Annotated in this window: 16 protein-coding genes; 8 read left to right on the plus strand and 8 right to left on the minus strand. The window is 63.3% G+C overall.

Going from position 1 to position 15119, the window contains the following annotated elements; genetic code table 11:
• Position 1: 1 nt before the first annotated feature.
• Positions 2-985: a deoxyribose-phosphate aldolase gene (gene deoC, locus NO357_RS06335; protein WP_306734793.1), complete on the minus strand. Its 984-nt coding sequence runs from the start codon at positions 983-985 to the stop codon at positions 2-4.
• A gap of 391 nt (positions 986-1376) precedes the next feature.
• Here deoC and NO357_RS06340 point away from each other — a divergent pair, with 391 nt between their 5' ends.
• From NO357_RS06340 to NO357_RS06365, 6 genes are all read left to right on the plus strand, one after another.
• Positions 1377-2063, plus strand: coding sequence for a response regulator (locus NO357_RS06340; RefSeq protein ID WP_306734794.1), 687 nt, complete (start codon positions 1377-1379; stop codon positions 2061-2063).
• Positions 2048-3001: an ATP-binding protein gene (locus NO357_RS06345; RefSeq protein WP_306734795.1), complete on the plus strand. Its 954-nt coding sequence runs from the start codon at positions 2048-2050 to the stop codon at positions 2999-3001. Before NO357_RS06340 ends, NO357_RS06345 begins: the two co-directional genes overlap by 16 nt.
• A 96-nt stretch (positions 3002-3097) precedes the next feature.
• Entirely contained in the window at positions 3098-4063 is a 966-nt protein-coding gene (locus NO357_RS06350) for a metal ABC transporter solute-binding protein, Zn/Mn family (RefSeq protein ID WP_306734796.1), read from the plus strand.
• 10 nt (positions 4064-4073) lie between these two features.
• Positions 4074-4871 carry a metal ABC transporter ATP-binding protein gene (locus tag NO357_RS06355; protein WP_306734797.1) on the plus strand — a complete coding sequence of 266 codons (798 nt, stop codon included), beginning with the start codon at positions 4074-4076 and terminating at the stop codon, positions 4869-4871.
• A 3-nt stretch (positions 4872-4874) separates the two neighbouring features.
• The gene (locus tag NO357_RS06360; protein WP_306734798.1) at positions 4875-6056 is read left to right on the plus strand and encodes a metal ABC transporter permease; all 1182 of its coding nucleotides are present in this window, start codon (positions 4875-4877) and stop codon (positions 6054-6056) included.
• Entirely contained in the window at positions 6053-6982 is a 930-nt protein-coding gene (locus NO357_RS06365) for a metal ABC transporter permease (RefSeq protein ID WP_306734799.1), read from the plus strand. The genes NO357_RS06360 and NO357_RS06365 overlap by 4 nt, the downstream gene beginning before the upstream one ends.
• Here NO357_RS06365 and NO357_RS06370 read toward each other — a convergent pair.
• The gene (locus tag NO357_RS06370) at positions 6979-7473 is read right to left on the minus strand and encodes a 2-dehydro-3-deoxygalactonokinase (RefSeq protein WP_306734800.1); all 495 of its coding nucleotides are present in this window, start codon (positions 7471-7473) and stop codon (positions 6979-6981) included. The genes NO357_RS06365 and NO357_RS06370 overlap by 4 nt on opposite strands.
• 12 nt (positions 7474-7485) lie before the next feature.
• Complete coding sequence (locus NO357_RS06375) at positions 7486-8409, minus strand: DMT family transporter (RefSeq protein WP_306734801.1); 924 nt, start codon at positions 8407-8409, stop codon at positions 7486-7488.
• A 229-nt stretch (positions 8410-8638) separates the two neighbouring features.
• Between NO357_RS06375 and NO357_RS06380 the strand changes: the two genes are divergently transcribed.
• The gene (locus NO357_RS06380; RefSeq protein ID WP_306734802.1) at positions 8639-9226 is read left to right on the plus strand and encodes an outer membrane protein; all 588 of its coding nucleotides are present in this window, start codon (positions 8639-8641) and stop codon (positions 9224-9226) included.
• Positions 9227-9254: 28 nt separating this feature from the next.
• Here NO357_RS06380 and NO357_RS06385 read toward each other — a convergent pair whose 3' ends face one another.
• Complete coding sequence (locus tag NO357_RS06385) at positions 9255-9956, minus strand: response regulator (RefSeq protein ID WP_306734803.1); 702 nt, start codon at positions 9954-9956, stop codon at positions 9255-9257.
• Entirely contained in the window at positions 9953-10450 is a 498-nt protein-coding gene (locus tag NO357_RS06390; protein ID WP_306734804.1) for a MarR family winged helix-turn-helix transcriptional regulator, read from the minus strand. Before NO357_RS06390 ends, NO357_RS06385 begins: the two co-directional genes overlap by 4 nt.
• Before the next feature lie 171 nt (positions 10451-10621).
• Between NO357_RS06390 and NO357_RS06395 the strand changes: the two genes are divergently transcribed.
• Positions 10622-11488 (plus strand): branched-chain amino acid aminotransferase, encoded by an 867-nt coding sequence (locus NO357_RS06395; protein WP_306734805.1) that lies wholly within the window; start codon positions 10622-10624, stop codon positions 11486-11488.
• 192 nt (positions 11489-11680) lie between these two features.
• Here NO357_RS06395 and NO357_RS06400 read toward each other — a convergent pair whose 3' ends face one another.
• From NO357_RS06400 to NO357_RS06410, 3 genes are all read right to left on the minus strand, one after another.
• The gene (locus NO357_RS06400; RefSeq protein ID WP_306734806.1) at positions 11681-12478 is read right to left on the minus strand and encodes an SDR family oxidoreductase; all 798 of its coding nucleotides are present in this window, start codon (positions 12476-12478) and stop codon (positions 11681-11683) included.
• 86 nt (positions 12479-12564) lie between these two features.
• Positions 12565-13809 carry an ABC transporter permease gene (locus NO357_RS06405; protein ID WP_306734807.1) on the minus strand — a complete coding sequence of 415 codons (1245 nt, stop codon included), beginning with the start codon at positions 13807-13809 and terminating at the stop codon, positions 12565-12567.
• Positions 13810-13812: 3 nt separating this feature from the next.
• Positions 13813-15063 (minus strand): ABC transporter permease, encoded by a 1251-nt coding sequence (locus tag NO357_RS06410; RefSeq protein ID WP_306734808.1) that lies wholly within the window; start codon positions 15061-15063, stop codon positions 13813-13815.
• Between the last annotated feature and the right edge of the window lie 56 nt (positions 15064-15119).

The raw sequence follows: 15119 nt of genomic DNA on the forward strand, positions 1-15119 counted from the left end.
CTCATCCCATTGCATGCCGGTAAGCGGCCGAATACCGCCCGGTGACATGGTGTTCGAGTTGCCGCTCGATGTCGCCCAACAGGCTCGACGCGCCAAAGCGGAACAAATGCGGGCTCAGCCAGGTGTTCCCCAGTTCCTCCTTGATCAGCATCAAATAGGTCAGTGCATCCTTGGCCTTTGAAATTCCGCCTGCCGGTTTATAGCCGATGCGGACACCTGTTTGGCTGAAATAGTCTCGAACTGCCCGGATCATCACCAGGCTCACCGGCAGCGTCGCGTTGACGCTTTCCTTGCCGGTCGAGGTCTTGACGAAGTCGGCCCCCGCCATCATGCAGACCAGCGCGGCCCGCGCGACGTTGCGTAGCGTACCCAGCTCGCCGGTCGCCAGGATCGCCTTGACATGAGCCTCGCCACAGGCGGCGCGGAAGGTGCGCATCTCGTCATAGAGTGCCTCCCAGTTACCGGTCAGCACATGCCGCCGCGAGATTACGATATCGATCTCGCGCGCGCCGGCCTTCACGCTTTCTTCGATTTCCTGCACCCGCAGGTGAAACGGCGAGAGCCCCGCCGGAAAGCCGGTCGATACTGCCGCGACGGGAATTCCCGACCCCGCCAGCGCCGCGACCGCCGGCGCGATCATGTCGTGATAAACACAGACCGCGCCGACCGTCAGACCGTCCAGTCCCAAGGCGTCCAGCAGATCGGCCCGCACCGGTTGACGGGCCTTGGCGCACAGGCGATGCACCCGCCCCGCCGTGTCGTCACCCGCAAGCGTGGTCAGGTCGATGCAACTCACCGCCTTGCACAGCCATGCTGCCTGGACATCCTTCTTGACCGTTCTCCGCCCCGGCAGCGTCCTGGCGCGCCGTTCGATCGCCGAGGTGTTGGCCTGCACCCGCCGCACCCAGTCGAGATCCAGCGCCATCCCGGGATTGCGCCTCTCCACCGCCTGCGGCAGCAGCGTGTTTTTGGTGTCGGTCGTCATGCCATCCTCCGCCGGCCCCGGAAAACCGTGGCATGGCCCGCGGTCTTAAGCAAGCGCACGGGTCTGCACGAAAATTGCGCAACTTGCCCGAAGGCGCCTGCACGGCGGCGTGCGAGGCTGATTGCAGGAAGACCTGAACGGGAAAAAGCCGATGAAAACCTTACTTCTCCGCGGCGTGCCCTATTCGCTTGCCACGGATGGCTGGTGGCTCCAGCACAGTGCGCCGCTTCGGCAAAGCCCCAAGTCGAACGCGCCGGTCGGCAGCAGCCCTCAGGGAACGTCCCGGGTGCGGACAACCGATGACGCGCTGGACGGGACGCAGCGAATTGGGCTTTCGCGACCCGCGCGCAGTCCTTAGCCTTGTCCCGGACGCTGCACCCACGGAGGTCGTATGGCCGACATCCTGATCATAGAAGACGACGCGCAGATTCGCAGCGTGTTGCGGATCGCGCTGAAACAGGCCGGCCACACCACACGCGAAGCCGGCGACGGCGCCGAAGGCCTGGCCAAGGCGCTCAATGGCCGGGACGACCTGATCATTCTCGACGTCGGCCTGCCCGCGATGGACGGGTTCGAGCTCTGCCGCCGCCTGCGGGCCGAGAAGGACACGCCGGTGCTGTTCCTCACCGCCCGCGATGACGAAATCGATCGTATCGTCGGGTTGGAACTGGGCGGTGACGACTATGTCGCGAAACCTTTTTCGCCGCGCGAACTGGTCGCCCGCGTGCGCGCCATCCTCAAGCGGACCCAGGGGCAAGGACGGCCAAACGGCACGCTTTGGCACGGCGCGTTGGAACTGAACCCCGAACGGCATCTTTGCCGGTTTGATGGTCTCGATGTGTCTCTAACTCAGCGGGAAATGGCGATTCTGTCTCTGCTTATGGTGCGGCCCGAGAACGTGTTTTCGAAACCGCAACTCAGCGATGCGGTCTATGGCCCGGTGATCCATGTTTCCGATCGCACGCTCGACAGCCATCTGCGCAACCTGCGCGGCAAGCTGCGCGCGGCCGGTGCCGGGGATGCAATCGAAACCGTGCACGGGGTTGGTGTCCGGATGGGTCCATGCAGGGGCGAATAAGGCAGAAATGGCGGCCGCCGCTGGCGCTGGTGATCGGCGGTACGCTCGCCGCCGTGCTCTGCATTCCGCTCATCGGCATCGCCTATTTCCGGGTCGCAGGCGGCCTCCTCGGCTGGGGCGAAACCTCTTGGATGATTGGCTGGATGACAGTGGCGGCCACTGCGATTCTGGGCTTCCTGCTTTGGCGTTTGGTGCTGCGGCCGGTTTGGGCGCTGACCGCCTATGCCAAGGCGGTGAAGGCGGGTCGGTCCGACGTGCCGCTGCCGCCGCATTTCGGCACGCCCGAATTTTCCGCGCTGGCCGAGGCGGTGGACGACATGGCCACCACCCTGCAAAACCGCGAAGCTGGAGTCCGCGCCTATTCCGAGCATGTCACCCACGAGATGAAATCGCCCCTCACCAGCATCTCTGCCGCCGCCGAACTGCTCGCGGCCGGGCCCGACGACGAAGATCGCGAAGCGCTCACCGAGACGATTCGCGCGTCCTCGGCGCGGATGGAATCCCTGCTCGACGGGCTTCGCCGGCTGGCCGCCGCCCGCGTGCCGCTCGGGCGCGGTCCGACCGGCCTGGCCGATGTTGCCGAGGCGTTGTCGACTCAAACCGGGCTTGAGGTGACGGTGGCGCAGGACGAGGCGGTGCCGCTCGATCGGTCCGGTCTGTTGGCGATTTTGGAACAACTTGCCCAGAACAGCGCTGCCCACGGCGCACAGTCTCTGACTCTGCGCTATTCGGGTCAAACACTGCGCGTTTCAGATGACGGGCGGGGGATTGCCACAGGCGATGCGGCCCGCGTGTTCGATCCGTTTTTCACCACTCGCCGCGCCGATGGCGGCACGGGCATGGGCCTCGCGATCGTCCGCGCCATGCTCGACGCCTCGGGCGCCGCTGTCGTTCTGGTTCCCTCGCGAGACGGCGCGACGTTCGACATCACCTTCTGATCCGCAATCACTTTCTTGCGAATAAGTTGCAACTGCATTGACAGAGTTGAGAGTGACTCTCATATTCGCCAGGTGCTGAAACAGGAGCCCGTTCCGATGAGCTTTGCCCGCCGCCAGATCCTCAGCCTGCTAGCCGGTGCTGCGCTGGCGCCGCTGGCCGGGCCAGTGCGTGCCTCCGCCAAGTTCGACATCGTCGCCACCACCGGCATGATCGCCGATGCGGCGCGCCAGCTTGGCGGCGATCTGGTATCGGTCAAGGCGCTGATGGGGCCCGGTATCGACCCCCATTCCTATCGCCAGACCCGCAGCGACATCGTTGCGCTGACCAGGGCGGGGCTGATCCTGCGCCACGGCCTCTACCTCGAGGCGCAGATGGAGGATCTCTTCGCCAAGCTCGCCCGCCGCGGCAAGATGGTGGCCGTGGGTGAGGCCGTGCCTGACGGCCACCTGATCTCGCATTCCGACTATGCCGACAAGAAAGACCCGCATGTCTGGATGGTGCCGGATTTGTGGACTTTCTCCGTCAAGGCTATCGGCGACGCGCTGGTCGAAACGCTGCCCGACACCCGCGACAGGGTCACAGATGCCACCGAAGCCTATCTCGCCCGTCTCCGCGAGTTGCAGGTCTATGCCGAGACAACGCTGGCAACCGTGCCTGAAACCTCTCGCGTGCTGCTTACGGCGCACGATGCTTTCGGTTATTTCGGACGCGCCTTCGGCTTCGAGGTGATCGGCATTCAGGGAATCTCGACCGAATCCGAAGCCGGGCTGAACCGCATCGCCGAACTGGTCGATCTGCTGGTGTCCCGCCAAATCAGAGCCGCATTCGTCGAAACCTCGGTCTCCGATCGCAACGTCCGCGCCCTCATCGAGGGGGCGGCAGCGCGTGGGCACGAGGTTTCCATCGGCGGAGAGCTTTTTTCCGACGCCATGGGGTCGGAGGGCACATACGAAGGGACCTATCTCGGTATGATCGACCACAACGTCACGATCATCGCACGCGCGCTGGGCGGCAACGCCCCGGCGCGCGGCATGAATGGCCGCCTCGCGGCCGCGAGCTGAGGCTTTGGCAATGGAACTCGACCTCGCCACTGACAACGGCCAGCCGCGGCCCGAAACAACACGCGACGACAGCCCCTTCGCCATTCGCGGCCTGACCGTAAGCTATGGCGACAAACCGGCGCTCTTCTCAGTCGATGCCACCTTTCCGGCGGCCGCGATGAGCGCCATCATCGGCCCTAATGGCGCCGGAAAGTCGACGCTGCTCAAGGCGGCGCTGGGGATCGTGAAACCGGTTTCCGGCCGGGTAACGATGCTGGGGCAGCCGCTAAAGCGGGCGCTGGACCGCGTTGCCTACGTGCCCCAGCGTGCCAGTGTCGACTGGGATTTCCCCGCGCGGGTAATCGACGTGGTCCTGATGGGGTTGTCGCGCGAACTCGGGCTGCTGCGTCGTGTCCGGCCGCATCATCTCGACAAGGCCATGACCTGCCTCGCCCGCGTCGGCATGGACGGTTTCGCCGACCGCCAGATCGGGCAACTCTCGGGTGGTCAGCAACAACGGGTTTTCCTCGCGCGGGCGTTGGCGCAGCAAGCCGAAGTCTATCTGCTCGACGAACCCTTCGCCGGAGTCGATGCGGCCACCGAAAAGGCCATCATCGGCGTGCTGAAATCGCTGCGTGACGACGGCAAAACGGTGGTCGCCGTGCACCATGACCTGGCCACCGTCACCGAATATTTCGACCATGTCTTCCTGATCAACCAAACTCGTATCGCCGAAGGCCCTACGGTAGAGACGTTCACTGCCGCGAATCTGCAGGCTACCTACCGCGGTCGGCTGGCTTTGCAGCAGATCGATCGGCTGGCGGGCTAGGCGATGCTGGCGCTGGGCTATAACGCGGCGCTTGTGGCAACCGGCGCGGGCTTGCTTGGTGTCGCCGCCGGGGTCACCGGGTCGTTCCTGTTCTTGCGCAAGCGGGCCCTGGTGTCGGACGCGATGTCACATGCGACCCTGCCGGGGCTGGCACTGGCCTTCATGGTGATGACCGTGCTGGGTGGGGATGGCCGCGCATTGCCGGGGTTGCTCGCCGGTTCGGCGCTTTCGGCCTGGCTGGGCGTGTTGACCGTCAGTTGGCTCAGCCGGCGCACGCGTCTGGGCGAGGACGCTGCCATCGGTGCGGTGCTGTCGGTATTCTTCGGTCTCGGAATCGTCGGTCTTACGGTGATTCAGTCTCTGAATACCGGCCGTCAGGCCGGGCTCGAAACCTTCCTGCTCGGCTCCACCGCCGGCATGTTGTTCTCCGACGCGCTGACCATAGCGTTGGGCGGTGCGCTCACCCTGGCGCTGGCGTGGCTCCTGCGTCGGCCGATGCTGATGGTGGCGTTCGACCCCGATTATGCCACCGCCACCGGCCGCGACGTGGCACGGATCGACCTCGCCATGCTGGCTCTGGCTCTTGCCGTCACCGTGGTCGGCCTCAAAATTGTTGGCCTCATCCTGATCGTCGCGTTGCTCATCATTCCGCCTGTTGCCGCCCGGTTCTGGAGCGATCGCGCCGACCGGGTGGTGCTTCTGTCCGGTATCATCGGCGGCGGCGCCGGTGTGACTGGCGCGCTGCTGTCCGGTATGGCCCCTGATCTGCCCACCGGCCCAATCATCGTCCTCATTGCCTTCGGCCTCTTTGCCGTGGGCTTTTTCTTTTCCCCCGGCCGAGGCGTTCTCGCCGCCGTCCTGCGTCACCGCCGGTTCCAGCGACGCGTGCATATGCGCCAGGGCCTGCTGGCCATCGCCCAGGGTCAACCGGTTTACGAGCGTCTTACCCTCCGGCTGCTGCGGCGCGCCGGGCTGATCCGCGCCGACGCCGTCGCGACCGATGCCGGGCGTGCGGTGGCCGCCAAGGCGTTGCTCGACGAACACCGTTGGCAGATCCTGCGGGCCGATCCCCGGTTCGAAACCGCCGCCGCGCTCTATGATGGCCTGCGTCCGCTCGACACGGTTCTGACCCCTGACCAGCTGACCGAAATCGACCGTAACCTGCGCCCGGAGGCCGCAACATGACCGGCGTCGAATTCGTCCCGCTGTCGTTGCCGCCCCTGTTGATTGGCGCATTCGCAGCGCTGGCCTGTGCCATACCGGGCAATTTCCTGTTGCTGCGGCGACAGGCGCTGATCGGCGATGCGATCAGTCACGTCGTGCTCCCGGGCATCGTTATGGGCTTTCTGCTCACCGGCGTCGTTTCCACCTGGCCGATGATGCTGGGAGCGGCGGCCGCGGCGATTGTCGCGGTGGTATTGATCGAAACCATCCGCCGGCTTGGGCGGATCGAACCCGGCGCGGCGATGGGCGTGGTTTTCACCACTTTGTTTGCCGCCGGGGTATTGCTGCTTGAGCAATCTGATACCTCTTCGGTGCATCTCGATGTCGAGCACGCGCTTTACGGCAATCTCGAAAGTCTGATCTGGCTCGACGCCACCGGCTGGAAATCGCTGCTCGATGTCGAGGCACTCGCCGCCCTTCCGCCGGAACTGTTCCGCATGGTGGCTGTGTTCGTCGCCATCGCCCTGCTTACCGGTCTGTTCTGGCGGCCGCTGACGATCGCGACCTTCGACGAAGGCTTCGCCCGCACGCTCGGCCTGCCCGTCACCGCGCTCTCGTTGGGGTTGGTGATCGCTGCCGCCATCGCGGCGGTCGCGGCTTTCGACGCGGTCGGTTCGATCATCGTCATCGCCATGTTCATCTGTCCGCCGGCCGCAGCCCGATTGATGACCAACCGGCTGGGCCACCAGCTGGGCTGGAGTGCGGCCTTCGCCGTGCTTTCCGCTGTGCTCGGTTATGTCCTTGCCGGCTACGGGCCGCTTTGGCTGGGATTCGAGAACGCGGTCAGCGCCGCGGGCATGATCGCCACCGTTTCGGGTGTGATCCTCGTCCTTGCTGCGATGTTCGGCCCCTGCCGCCACCGCGTCGGCGCGGCGCAGGCGGATTAAGTGCGCTGCACCGGCACACCCTGTCCTTCCAGCGCGCTGGCATAGGCATCGGCGAGCGGGCCGACTCCGGCAATCACCACCCGTTGACCCAGCCAGTAGACCCGCGCAGCCGCCAGTTCCGCACCCAGCAGAACACCAAGAGTTTCGTCTCTGTTGCTGCTCAATTCGGCTTCACGCAGATAGCCGGCGAGCCGCTCAGGGCGGGCCATCGTATCGGCCAGGCGATCCATATCCGGCTGCGAGCCACCACCGCCCAGCGCCTCGGCCAGCCGCACCGTCAGGAAGGACTGGAAACTGACGATCTCGCCCGCGCTCAAGTGCACCCAATGGGTCGGGTCCCCGGGCAGGCACAGCACCCCGTCCCAGTTGGGCTGCCTGTCCGCAAACTCCGCGACCAACGCGCGGGCCGCCGCTTCCAGCCGTCCGCGCGGGCTCTCCTGCACAACCGCGCCTGTACCCTGCGCCGGGGCAGGTACCTTGTCTTCGCGCATCTCAGTCGCTCCTTACCCCTGCGGCGTCATGTTCTTGCGGTCGCGGTCCCGCTTCAGCCCCAGCCGGTGTTCGCGGAGGATGATCGTGACGCCGGCAAAGATCACGATCCCTGCGCCGGTCAGCATCGGCCCGGTCGGCACCTCCTGAAACACCACATAGCCGATGACCAGAGCGAACAGCATCGAGGCATAGTCGAACGGCGCCACGACGCTGGCATCGGCATAGCGGTAGGCCGACGTCAGCAATATCTGCCCCAGCCCACCGACGAGCCCGGCGAGGATCAGCAGCAGCGCCTCCCAGGGTGCCGGCACCACCCAGCCGAAGGGCAACGTCATCAGCGAAAAGATCGTGGCGCTCAGCGAGAAGAAAAACACGATCGCCGAGGTCTGCTCGGTCTGGACCAGCTTGCGAACATAGACCTGCGCCAGCGCGGCGCAGCCGGCCCCGGCCAGAACCACCAGCGCCCCCAGCGCCTGGGTCGTCTCCACGGTCTCACCGGAAAAGGCCGTCAGCCGCGGTGACAGAACGATCAGCACGCCGACAAGGCCGAGGCCCACCGCGCTCAGACGAAAGACTCCGACGGTTTCGTTCAGGAACATCGCCGCGAATACCACCGTCAGGATAGGCGCAGCATAGCCAATCGCGGTGACCTCGGGCAGGGGCAGCAGGCCCAGACCCGCGAACATCAGCCCCATTGCGGTGGTGCCGACGAAGCCGCGCCAGAAATGCCCCATGGGCGACGTGACCTTCAGTCCGGTGCGCAGGTCTCCGCGCACCCAGAGCCAGCCGATGATCACCGGGATGGCAAAGAACGAGCGGAAGAACACCGCCTCGCCCGGCGGCACATGGTCGGCCGTCGCTTTGATCAGCGAGGCCATGGTGATGAAGGTCATCACCGAAGCCAGTTTGAAACCGATGCCTTTCAGCGGGTTCATCGTCTGCGCCTTCCGTTTTCTTTCCGCTACGGTCCGACACTGCGGGAATCAACACCGCTCTGCAAATAGCTGCCATGCACCGGCAGAAAGGCTCGCCTAAAAAGAAACAGTCCGGAGAATTTTTCCCGCGGGTTCTTCAAGGAAAGCGCCTGAAGCCTTATAATAAAATTAATTAAAGGAGCGTCTCAACGACGCGCACATTTGAACTTGGCACCAGAAAGGAAAAGCGATGACCATTAAGTCTCTCACAGTTTCCGCTCTTGCACTGACAACACTCCTCGCCGCGCCCGTTTACGCCGGGTCACCGGCTCCGGCACCTGCCGATCCGGTCGTTCCGGTCGTGATTCCGGTAACCGGTGACTGGACGGGCCCGTATCTGGGTGTCGAACTCGGTTATGGCGATGCCACCGCGTCGACCGCCTTCATCTCGCTCAGTGACAACGGCATGCTCTACGGTATCACGGCCGGTTACGACCATGACTTTGGCAACTGGGTGCTCGGCGTCGGTTTCGACTACGATATGGCCGATCTCACCTTCGGCGCCGTTAATGTCGAAAGCATCGCACGGCTCAAGGTGCGCGGTGGCGTCGATCTCGGCGACGGCCTGCTCTATGGTGTGGCCGCGGCGGCCCGGGCCGATACCAACCTGATCGGCAACGACACCGGCTGGGCTGCCGGGCTCGGCTACGAGCACCGGCTCGGTTCGAACTGGGCACTGGGCGGCGAAGCGCTGTATCACAGTTTCGACAACTTCAACGGGTTTGGCGTCGATATCGAAGCCACGACCATCGCGGTTCGGGTTGTCTATCGCTTCTGAGCTTGTCTGACACGGTTGGCGCCGGGCATCAGTCCGGCGCCAGCATGTACCCGGCGCCGCGCACCGTCTGAAGATAGCGCGGCTGTTTGGGATCGGATTCGATCTTGCGACGCAGACGGGTGATTTGCACATCCACCGCGCGTTCCTGCGCCTGTCCACCGTCGCGGCCCAGATCCTCGACCAGTTTCGACCGACTCACGGCCTCTCCCGGCGAGGCGGCGAAGATCCGCATCAGTTGGCCTTCCGTTGCGGTCAGCCGGATCAGGTCATCACCCTGCCACAATTCGCCTCGCTCGATGTCATAACGGATGGCGCCCAGATGCAGCACCTTGGGCCGCACGTCCTCGGCAGAGGCTTCCGGCATCCGTCGCAGGATGGCGTTGATCCTGAGCAGCAATTCCTTTGGCTCGAATGGCTTGGCCAGATAGTCGTCAGCCCCAGCCTCAAGCCCGGCGATCCGGTCCTCGGTCTCGCCCTTTGCGGTTAGCAGCAGGATCGGCGTCTGCGAGGTCTCGCGCAGGCTTCGCGTCAGGCTGACTCCGGATTCGCCGGGCATCATCACATCCATCACGATCAGGTCGAAATCGAGCCCCGAAAGGATACGCCGGGCATGCGCGGCGTCACGCGCCGCCGTCACCAGGAAGCCGTTGCGCATCAGGAACTTCTGCAACAAGCCGCGGATGCGTTCGTCATCGTCTACGATCAAAAGATGCGGATCCAGATCGCTCATGGCGCACCCTCCCTCAGCACGTTGTACTTGCGGCGGATCTCCGGGTCCATCATCGCCTCCAGCACGGTACGGAACCCGGCAACGGCCTCCGGACCCGCCTGGCGATACGCCGCACGCATCCTGGCCCGTTGCGCGTCGCTCAGTCGCCGTTCCAGCACCAGGCCCTCGTCGGTCAGATACAGGTGACGTTCGCGCCGGTCGGACGTGCCCACCTTGCTTTCGACAAGGCCGTCTTCCACCAGCGTGCGTAACACACGATTAAGCGATTGCTTCGTGACACCAAGGATTTCCAGAAGATTGTTGACCGTGGTGCCCGGGGCCCGCGCAATGAAATGAATTGCCCGGTGATGCGCGCGACCATAGGCCAGGGTGGCCAATATCCGGTCCGGGTCGGCGGTGAAGCTGCGATAGGCAAAAAACACGGCCTCGATACCCTGCCGCAACTGCTCATCGGTCAGATAGAGAAGGGTCTCGCCACTGGCAGGTTCCGACATGGCCCGGTCCTCTCGTTCACGAATGGCCTGTTTCGTCGTCACAATACGTCAGCTTTGTTGACATTCCAAGACGCAACTGATAGCGAATCGCGACTTTGGCGCAATTTAATGTCCGGTTCGGACGTAAACGGCGCAACAAATGGAAAGCTTGGGCCTTGAAGGAGTATGACGATGACGGGCTATGATGATCGCGACGGCAAGATCTGGATGGATGGCAAACTGATCGATTGGCGGTCGGCCAACGTGCACATCCTATCCCACGCGCTGCATTACGCCTCGTCGGTCTTCGAGGGCGAACGTCTCTATAACGGCAAGATCTTTCTTTCCCGCAAGCATTCCGAACGGTTGCGGAAATCGGGCGAACTGCTCGACATGCCGATTCCGTATTCGATCGACGAGATCGAGGCGGCCAAGCAGGCCGTGGTCGACGCCAACGGGCTGACCAACGCCTATGTCCGCGCCGTCGCCTGGCGCGGGGCGGGGGAAGACATGGGCGTCTCTTCGGCACGCAACCCGGTTCGCATGGCCGTGGCGGCCTGGGAATGGGGCGACTACTATGGCGACGCCAAGTTCAAGGGCGCCAAGCTTGACGTGGCCAAGTGGAAACGCCCCAGCCCCGAAACCATCCCAACCAGTGCCAAGGCCGCCGGGCTTTACATGATCTGCACCATGTCGAAACACGCGGCCGAGGCGAAGGGCTGTTCCGATGCCATGTTCCTCGACTATCGCGGCTACGTGGCCGAGGCGACTGGCGCCAATATTTTCTTCGTGAAGAACGGCGAGGTCCACACGCCGCTGCCCGACGCGATCCTCAACGGACTCACCCGACAGACGGTGATCGGCATGCTCAAAGACCGCCAGATCAAGGTGAACGAGCGCCACATCGACCCGGGCGAGCTCGATAGCATGGAGCAATGCTGGCTCACAGGCTCGGCGGCCGAGGTCACTCCCGTCGGCCAGATCGGCGACTGGAATTTCGAGGTTGGAGATCTGACGAAGGAAATCTCGACCGGCTACGAGAAACTCGTCCGTGAATAACCCGCCACGCCCCTCGCGAGGGGCCGGCCTGTAGGGTGGGTTTCAACCCACCCCGCAAAACGCGGCGACGACCACCGCACGTTGGATTAACCTAACAATCGGTAAATTCCCGACTGTTTCACTCGCAATACAGGCTGCCAGCCGGCCTGCCAGCCGGGCGGCCATACCCGCGGTTTCCGCCGCGCGGTGCCGTTAACTTTCGACGTTGGCCGCCTTGTAGATGCGCTGTAGCTTTGCCATTCCGCCGATCCAACGGTCGTAATCATTGACCTTGTTCTGCATGTATTGCGCCACCTCCGGATGCGGCAGGACGAGGAACTTCTCGGCTCGGATCGCCGTCAGCGTTTTCTCCGCAACCTCTTGTGCCGAAAGGATTCCATCCGCTGTCGCGGGGTTCTCGCCGGCGCCGCGTACCATCGCCGTATCCACCCCTTGCGGGCACAGAACCGTGACGCGGATGTTATCGTCCTTGTGCCCCAGTGCCAGCGCCTCGGCAAAGCCCACGGCGGCGTGCTTGGTTACCCCGTAAACCGCTGATCCGACTTGGTTTAGAAGCCCCGCAGCCGATGCCGTATGCATGAAATAGCCACCCCCCCGCGCCTTCATTTTCGGCACCAGATGGCGGGCAGCGTGGACATGCGCCATGACGTTGACGGCCCAGGCCTTGTTCCATTCCTCGGTAGCAGCGAACGCTATGTTATCGAAGGATTGATCCAACCCCGTCAGAATACCCGCATTCGAACACATCAGGTCAATCGGCCCGATGTCATTCTCCACCCGGTCGATCATCGACTCGACTTGCGCCTGATCGCCGACATCACAGGCCATGGCCGTGCCGCCGACACGCTTTGCCGTTTCTCCGGCGCCCTCGATCTTAAGGTCGACCGCCACGACATGCTTTGCCCCGGCTTCTGCCAGCGCCTCGCACAGCGCCCGACCAATGCCTTGGGCGGCACCCGTAACGACGCAGATTTTCCCTTCAATTTCCATAGCTTGCCTCCCTGCGGCAAAAGAAAACGCCTCGCCTTCGATTGAAGGCGAAGCGCCCAAAGCGTTCAAGCGTTCCGCTGCGTCGGTTACGTCGGCGTGATCCCCCGCATCCGTTCCGACCGCCGACGCAGCAGTTCCACCGCGGTCAGCAGTGCAATCGAAATGATCACCAGGATCGTTGCCACCGCCAGGATCGTCGGACTGATCTGCTCGCGGATGCCCGAAAACATCTGCCGCGGAATCGTGCGCTGCTTCACGTCGGCAAGTTGCAGCACCACCACCACTTCGTCGAACGAGGTGATGAAGGCAAACAGCCCGCCCGAGATAACCCCCGGCAGAATGAGCGGCATCTGAACCTTGAAGAACGTCTGAACCGGACCTGCCCCCATGTTGGCGGCCGCCCGCACCAGGCTCTGGTCAAAGCTGACCAATGTTGCGGTCACGGTGATGATCACGAAGGGTGTGCCCAGTGCGGCGTGCGCCAGGATCAGGCCAACATAGGTCTTGGCCAGGCCGATGTCGGAGAAGAAGTAGAACAGCCCCGACGCGGTGATCACCAGTGGAACGATCATCGGCGAAATCAGCAGCGCCATGATTCCCCGGCGATAGGGCATTTCCGAACGGCTGAGGCCAATTGCCGCCAACGTCCCCAGCGCGGTGCTAAGCAGCGTCGCCCAGATACCGATCCAGAACGAGTTCTTGATCGAGCGCACCCATTGCGCGTTGCTCCACATGTCGGCCCACCAGCCCTCGATGGCTTCGGGGGCTGCCATACCGTTCTTCAGGATGTCCCAGTACCAGCGCAGGCTGTAGGCCTCGGAATCCAACGCCAGCATACCCGGGGTGAAGCTGAAATAGGGCTCCTGGTTAAAGCTGAGTGGGATCAGGATGATGATCGGCGTGATCAGGAACAGAAAGATCAGCCCGCAGATGGTGCGGAAAGCATAGAACCACAGAACCTCGCCGGAGGTCGCATAGGGCGGCTGGTTAAGACGGTAGTTACCAGAACTGAGCCACAGTGACATGCGGCCCATGAAATAACCGACGAAAGCCATCAGCACGCCATAGGCGAACGAGAAAACCTGCCAACCCAGCACGAGGAACAGCAGCGCGGTGCCGAACCCGGCCAGTGCGCGGTTTTCCGTCAGGAGTGGCACGACAAAGGCCACCAGGCCGAAAATCACCGCACCGGCGATCAGATAGGGCAGGAAGAGCGAAAAGTTGCCCTGCGCCGTCGCCAGCCCGATGATCGCACCAAAGCCGGCCAGCCATGCGATGTTGAACCACACGGGCGGTTTCGGGGGGATGTATCTGTATTCGCCGCTGCTCATGCCTTACCCCAGTTTCATGTTGTCGATGCCGACGATGCGGTCGTAGAGCCAGAAGAGGAACAGAACGAAGACCAGCAGCACGAGGCCCAGTGCCGCCGCAAGGTTCCAGTTCAGCGATCTGCGCATATGGAAGTCGATGATGTTCGAGATCATCTGCCCGTCCTGTCCGCCGACAAGTGCGGGGGTGATGTAATAACCGATGGCGAGGATGAAGACCAAGAGCGCGCCGGCCCCGATTCCCGGCACCGATTGCGGGAAATAGACCCGCCAGAACGCCGTGGACGGCCGCGCACCCATGGACTTGGCCGCGCGCACATAAGACGGCGGGATCGTCTTCATCACCGAGTAAAGCGGCAGGATCATGAACGGCAGCAGGATATGCGTCATCGCGATCAGCGTGCCCGTCTTGTTGTAGATGAGGCTGAAACGGTCCTCGTCGGTCGCAATCCCGAACACGACGAACAGGTCGTTCAAAACACCCTGACCTTGCAGCATCGCAATCCAGGCGGTGGTCCGCACCAGCAGCGAAGTCCAGAAAGGCAGCAGCACCAGGATCAGCAGAAGGTTCGAGGTGCGCACCGGCAACGTCGACAGCAGATAGGCCACCGGGTAGCCCAGCAGCAGGGTGAAGACAGTTACCAGAAAGCTGATTTCCAGCGTGCGCCAGAACAATTTGACATGGATGCGGCGCCCTTCGTCTTCGCGTTCGAACGTGCCGTCGGCGTTGTATTTCATGTCGACCGCCGAGGCGAGATAGCTGGGGTTGAACTTCTTGGCCGCAACCTTGATCGCTGCCCAAGTTTCGATCTTGCCCCAGTCCTCATCACGGTCAATCAGGGCCCCGAGATAGGGCGCCTCCAACTTGGCGGCGCTTCGGGCGGTTTTGGTGAACAGGCTGCGTGTACCTGACAGCTCGCGGTTCACCCGCGTGGCAACCTTTCCGATCGTCTTGTTCTCTCGGGCCTGAACCAAGTCAGTCACCATTGCGGCGGCCATCTCTTCGGTCGGTGGCGTGCTACTGTCCCAGCCGGCCACGGCCTTGGTCGATTCCGGCATCAGGTCGGCATAGCGGGAATCCCAGACACTCTGGCTGAGCAGTAGGATGATCGGCAGGATGAAGGCGATGATGATGAAGGCGAGAAGCGGAAAGACCAGTCCGAAGGCGCGTGCCCGTGACCGAAAGAGCGTTTGCTGAAGCTTTTTCTTAAGCGGGGTGCCGTCAGCGGCTAGGATCGGGCCGGAGGTGTCGCTCATGTCAGTGCGCCTTGGGGTTGGTCTTTGGGAGGGTGGAAGAGGGCCGTTCGGCCCCC

This window comes from Marimonas arenosa (genome assembly GCF_030848945.1).
Classification (GTDB): domain Bacteria; phylum Pseudomonadota; class Alphaproteobacteria; order Rhodobacterales; family Rhodobacteraceae; genus Marimonas; species Marimonas arenosa.

What these genes read in the sequence shown, in the direction of transcription:
- NO357_RS06400 (WP_306734806.1), bottom strand. Translation starts at nt 12,478, where the DNA reads ATGGAAATTGAAGGGAAAATCTGCGTCGTTACGGGTGCCGCCCAAGGC.
- NO357_RS06350 (WP_306734796.1), top strand. Translation starts at nt 3,098, where the DNA reads ATGAGCTTTGCCCGCCGCCAGATCCTCAGCCTGCTAGCCGGTGCTGCG.
- deoC (WP_306734793.1), bottom strand. Translation starts at nt 985, where the DNA reads ATGACGACCGACACCAAAAACACGCTGCTGCCGCAGGCGGTGGAGAGG.
- NO357_RS06385 (WP_306734803.1), bottom strand. Translation starts at nt 9,956, where the DNA reads ATGAGCGATCTGGATCCGCATCTTTTGATCGTAGACGATGACGAACGC.
- NO357_RS06345 (WP_306734795.1), top strand. Translation starts at nt 2,048, where the DNA reads ATGCAGGGGCGAATAAGGCAGAAATGGCGGCCGCCGCTGGCGCTGGTG.
- NO357_RS06390 (WP_306734804.1), bottom strand. Translation starts at nt 10,450, where the DNA reads ATGTCGGAACCTGCCAGTGGCGAGACCCTTCTCTATCTGACCGATGAG.
- NO357_RS06405 (WP_306734807.1), bottom strand. Translation starts at nt 13,809, where the DNA reads ATGAGCAGCGGCGAATACAGATACATCCCCCCGAAACCGCCCGTGTGG.
- NO357_RS06380 (WP_306734802.1), top strand. Translation starts at nt 8,639, where the DNA reads ATGACCATTAAGTCTCTCACAGTTTCCGCTCTTGCACTGACAACACTC.
- NO357_RS06365 (WP_306734799.1), top strand. Translation starts at nt 6,053, where the DNA reads ATGACCGGCGTCGAATTCGTCCCGCTGTCGTTGCCGCCCCTGTTGATT.
- NO357_RS06410 (WP_306734808.1), bottom strand. Translation starts at nt 15,063, where the DNA reads ATGAGCGACACCTCCGGCCCGATCCTAGCCGCTGACGGCACCCCGCTT.
- NO357_RS06395 (WP_306734805.1), top strand. Translation starts at nt 10,622, where the DNA reads ATGACGGGCTATGATGATCGCGACGGCAAGATCTGGATGGATGGCAAA.
- NO357_RS06355 (WP_306734797.1), top strand. Translation starts at nt 4,074, where the DNA reads ATGGAACTCGACCTCGCCACTGACAACGGCCAGCCGCGGCCCGAAACA.
- NO357_RS06375 (WP_306734801.1), bottom strand. Translation starts at nt 8,409, where the DNA reads ATGAACCCGCTGAAAGGCATCGGTTTCAAACTGGCTTCGGTGATGACC.
- NO357_RS06360 (WP_306734798.1), top strand. Translation starts at nt 4,875, where the DNA reads ATGCTGGCGCTGGGCTATAACGCGGCGCTTGTGGCAACCGGCGCGGGC.
- NO357_RS06340 (WP_306734794.1), top strand. Translation starts at nt 1,377, where the DNA reads ATGGCCGACATCCTGATCATAGAAGACGACGCGCAGATTCGCAGCGTG.
- NO357_RS06370 (WP_306734800.1), bottom strand. Translation starts at nt 7,473, where the DNA reads ATGCGCGAAGACAAGGTACCTGCCCCGGCGCAGGGTACAGGCGCGGTT.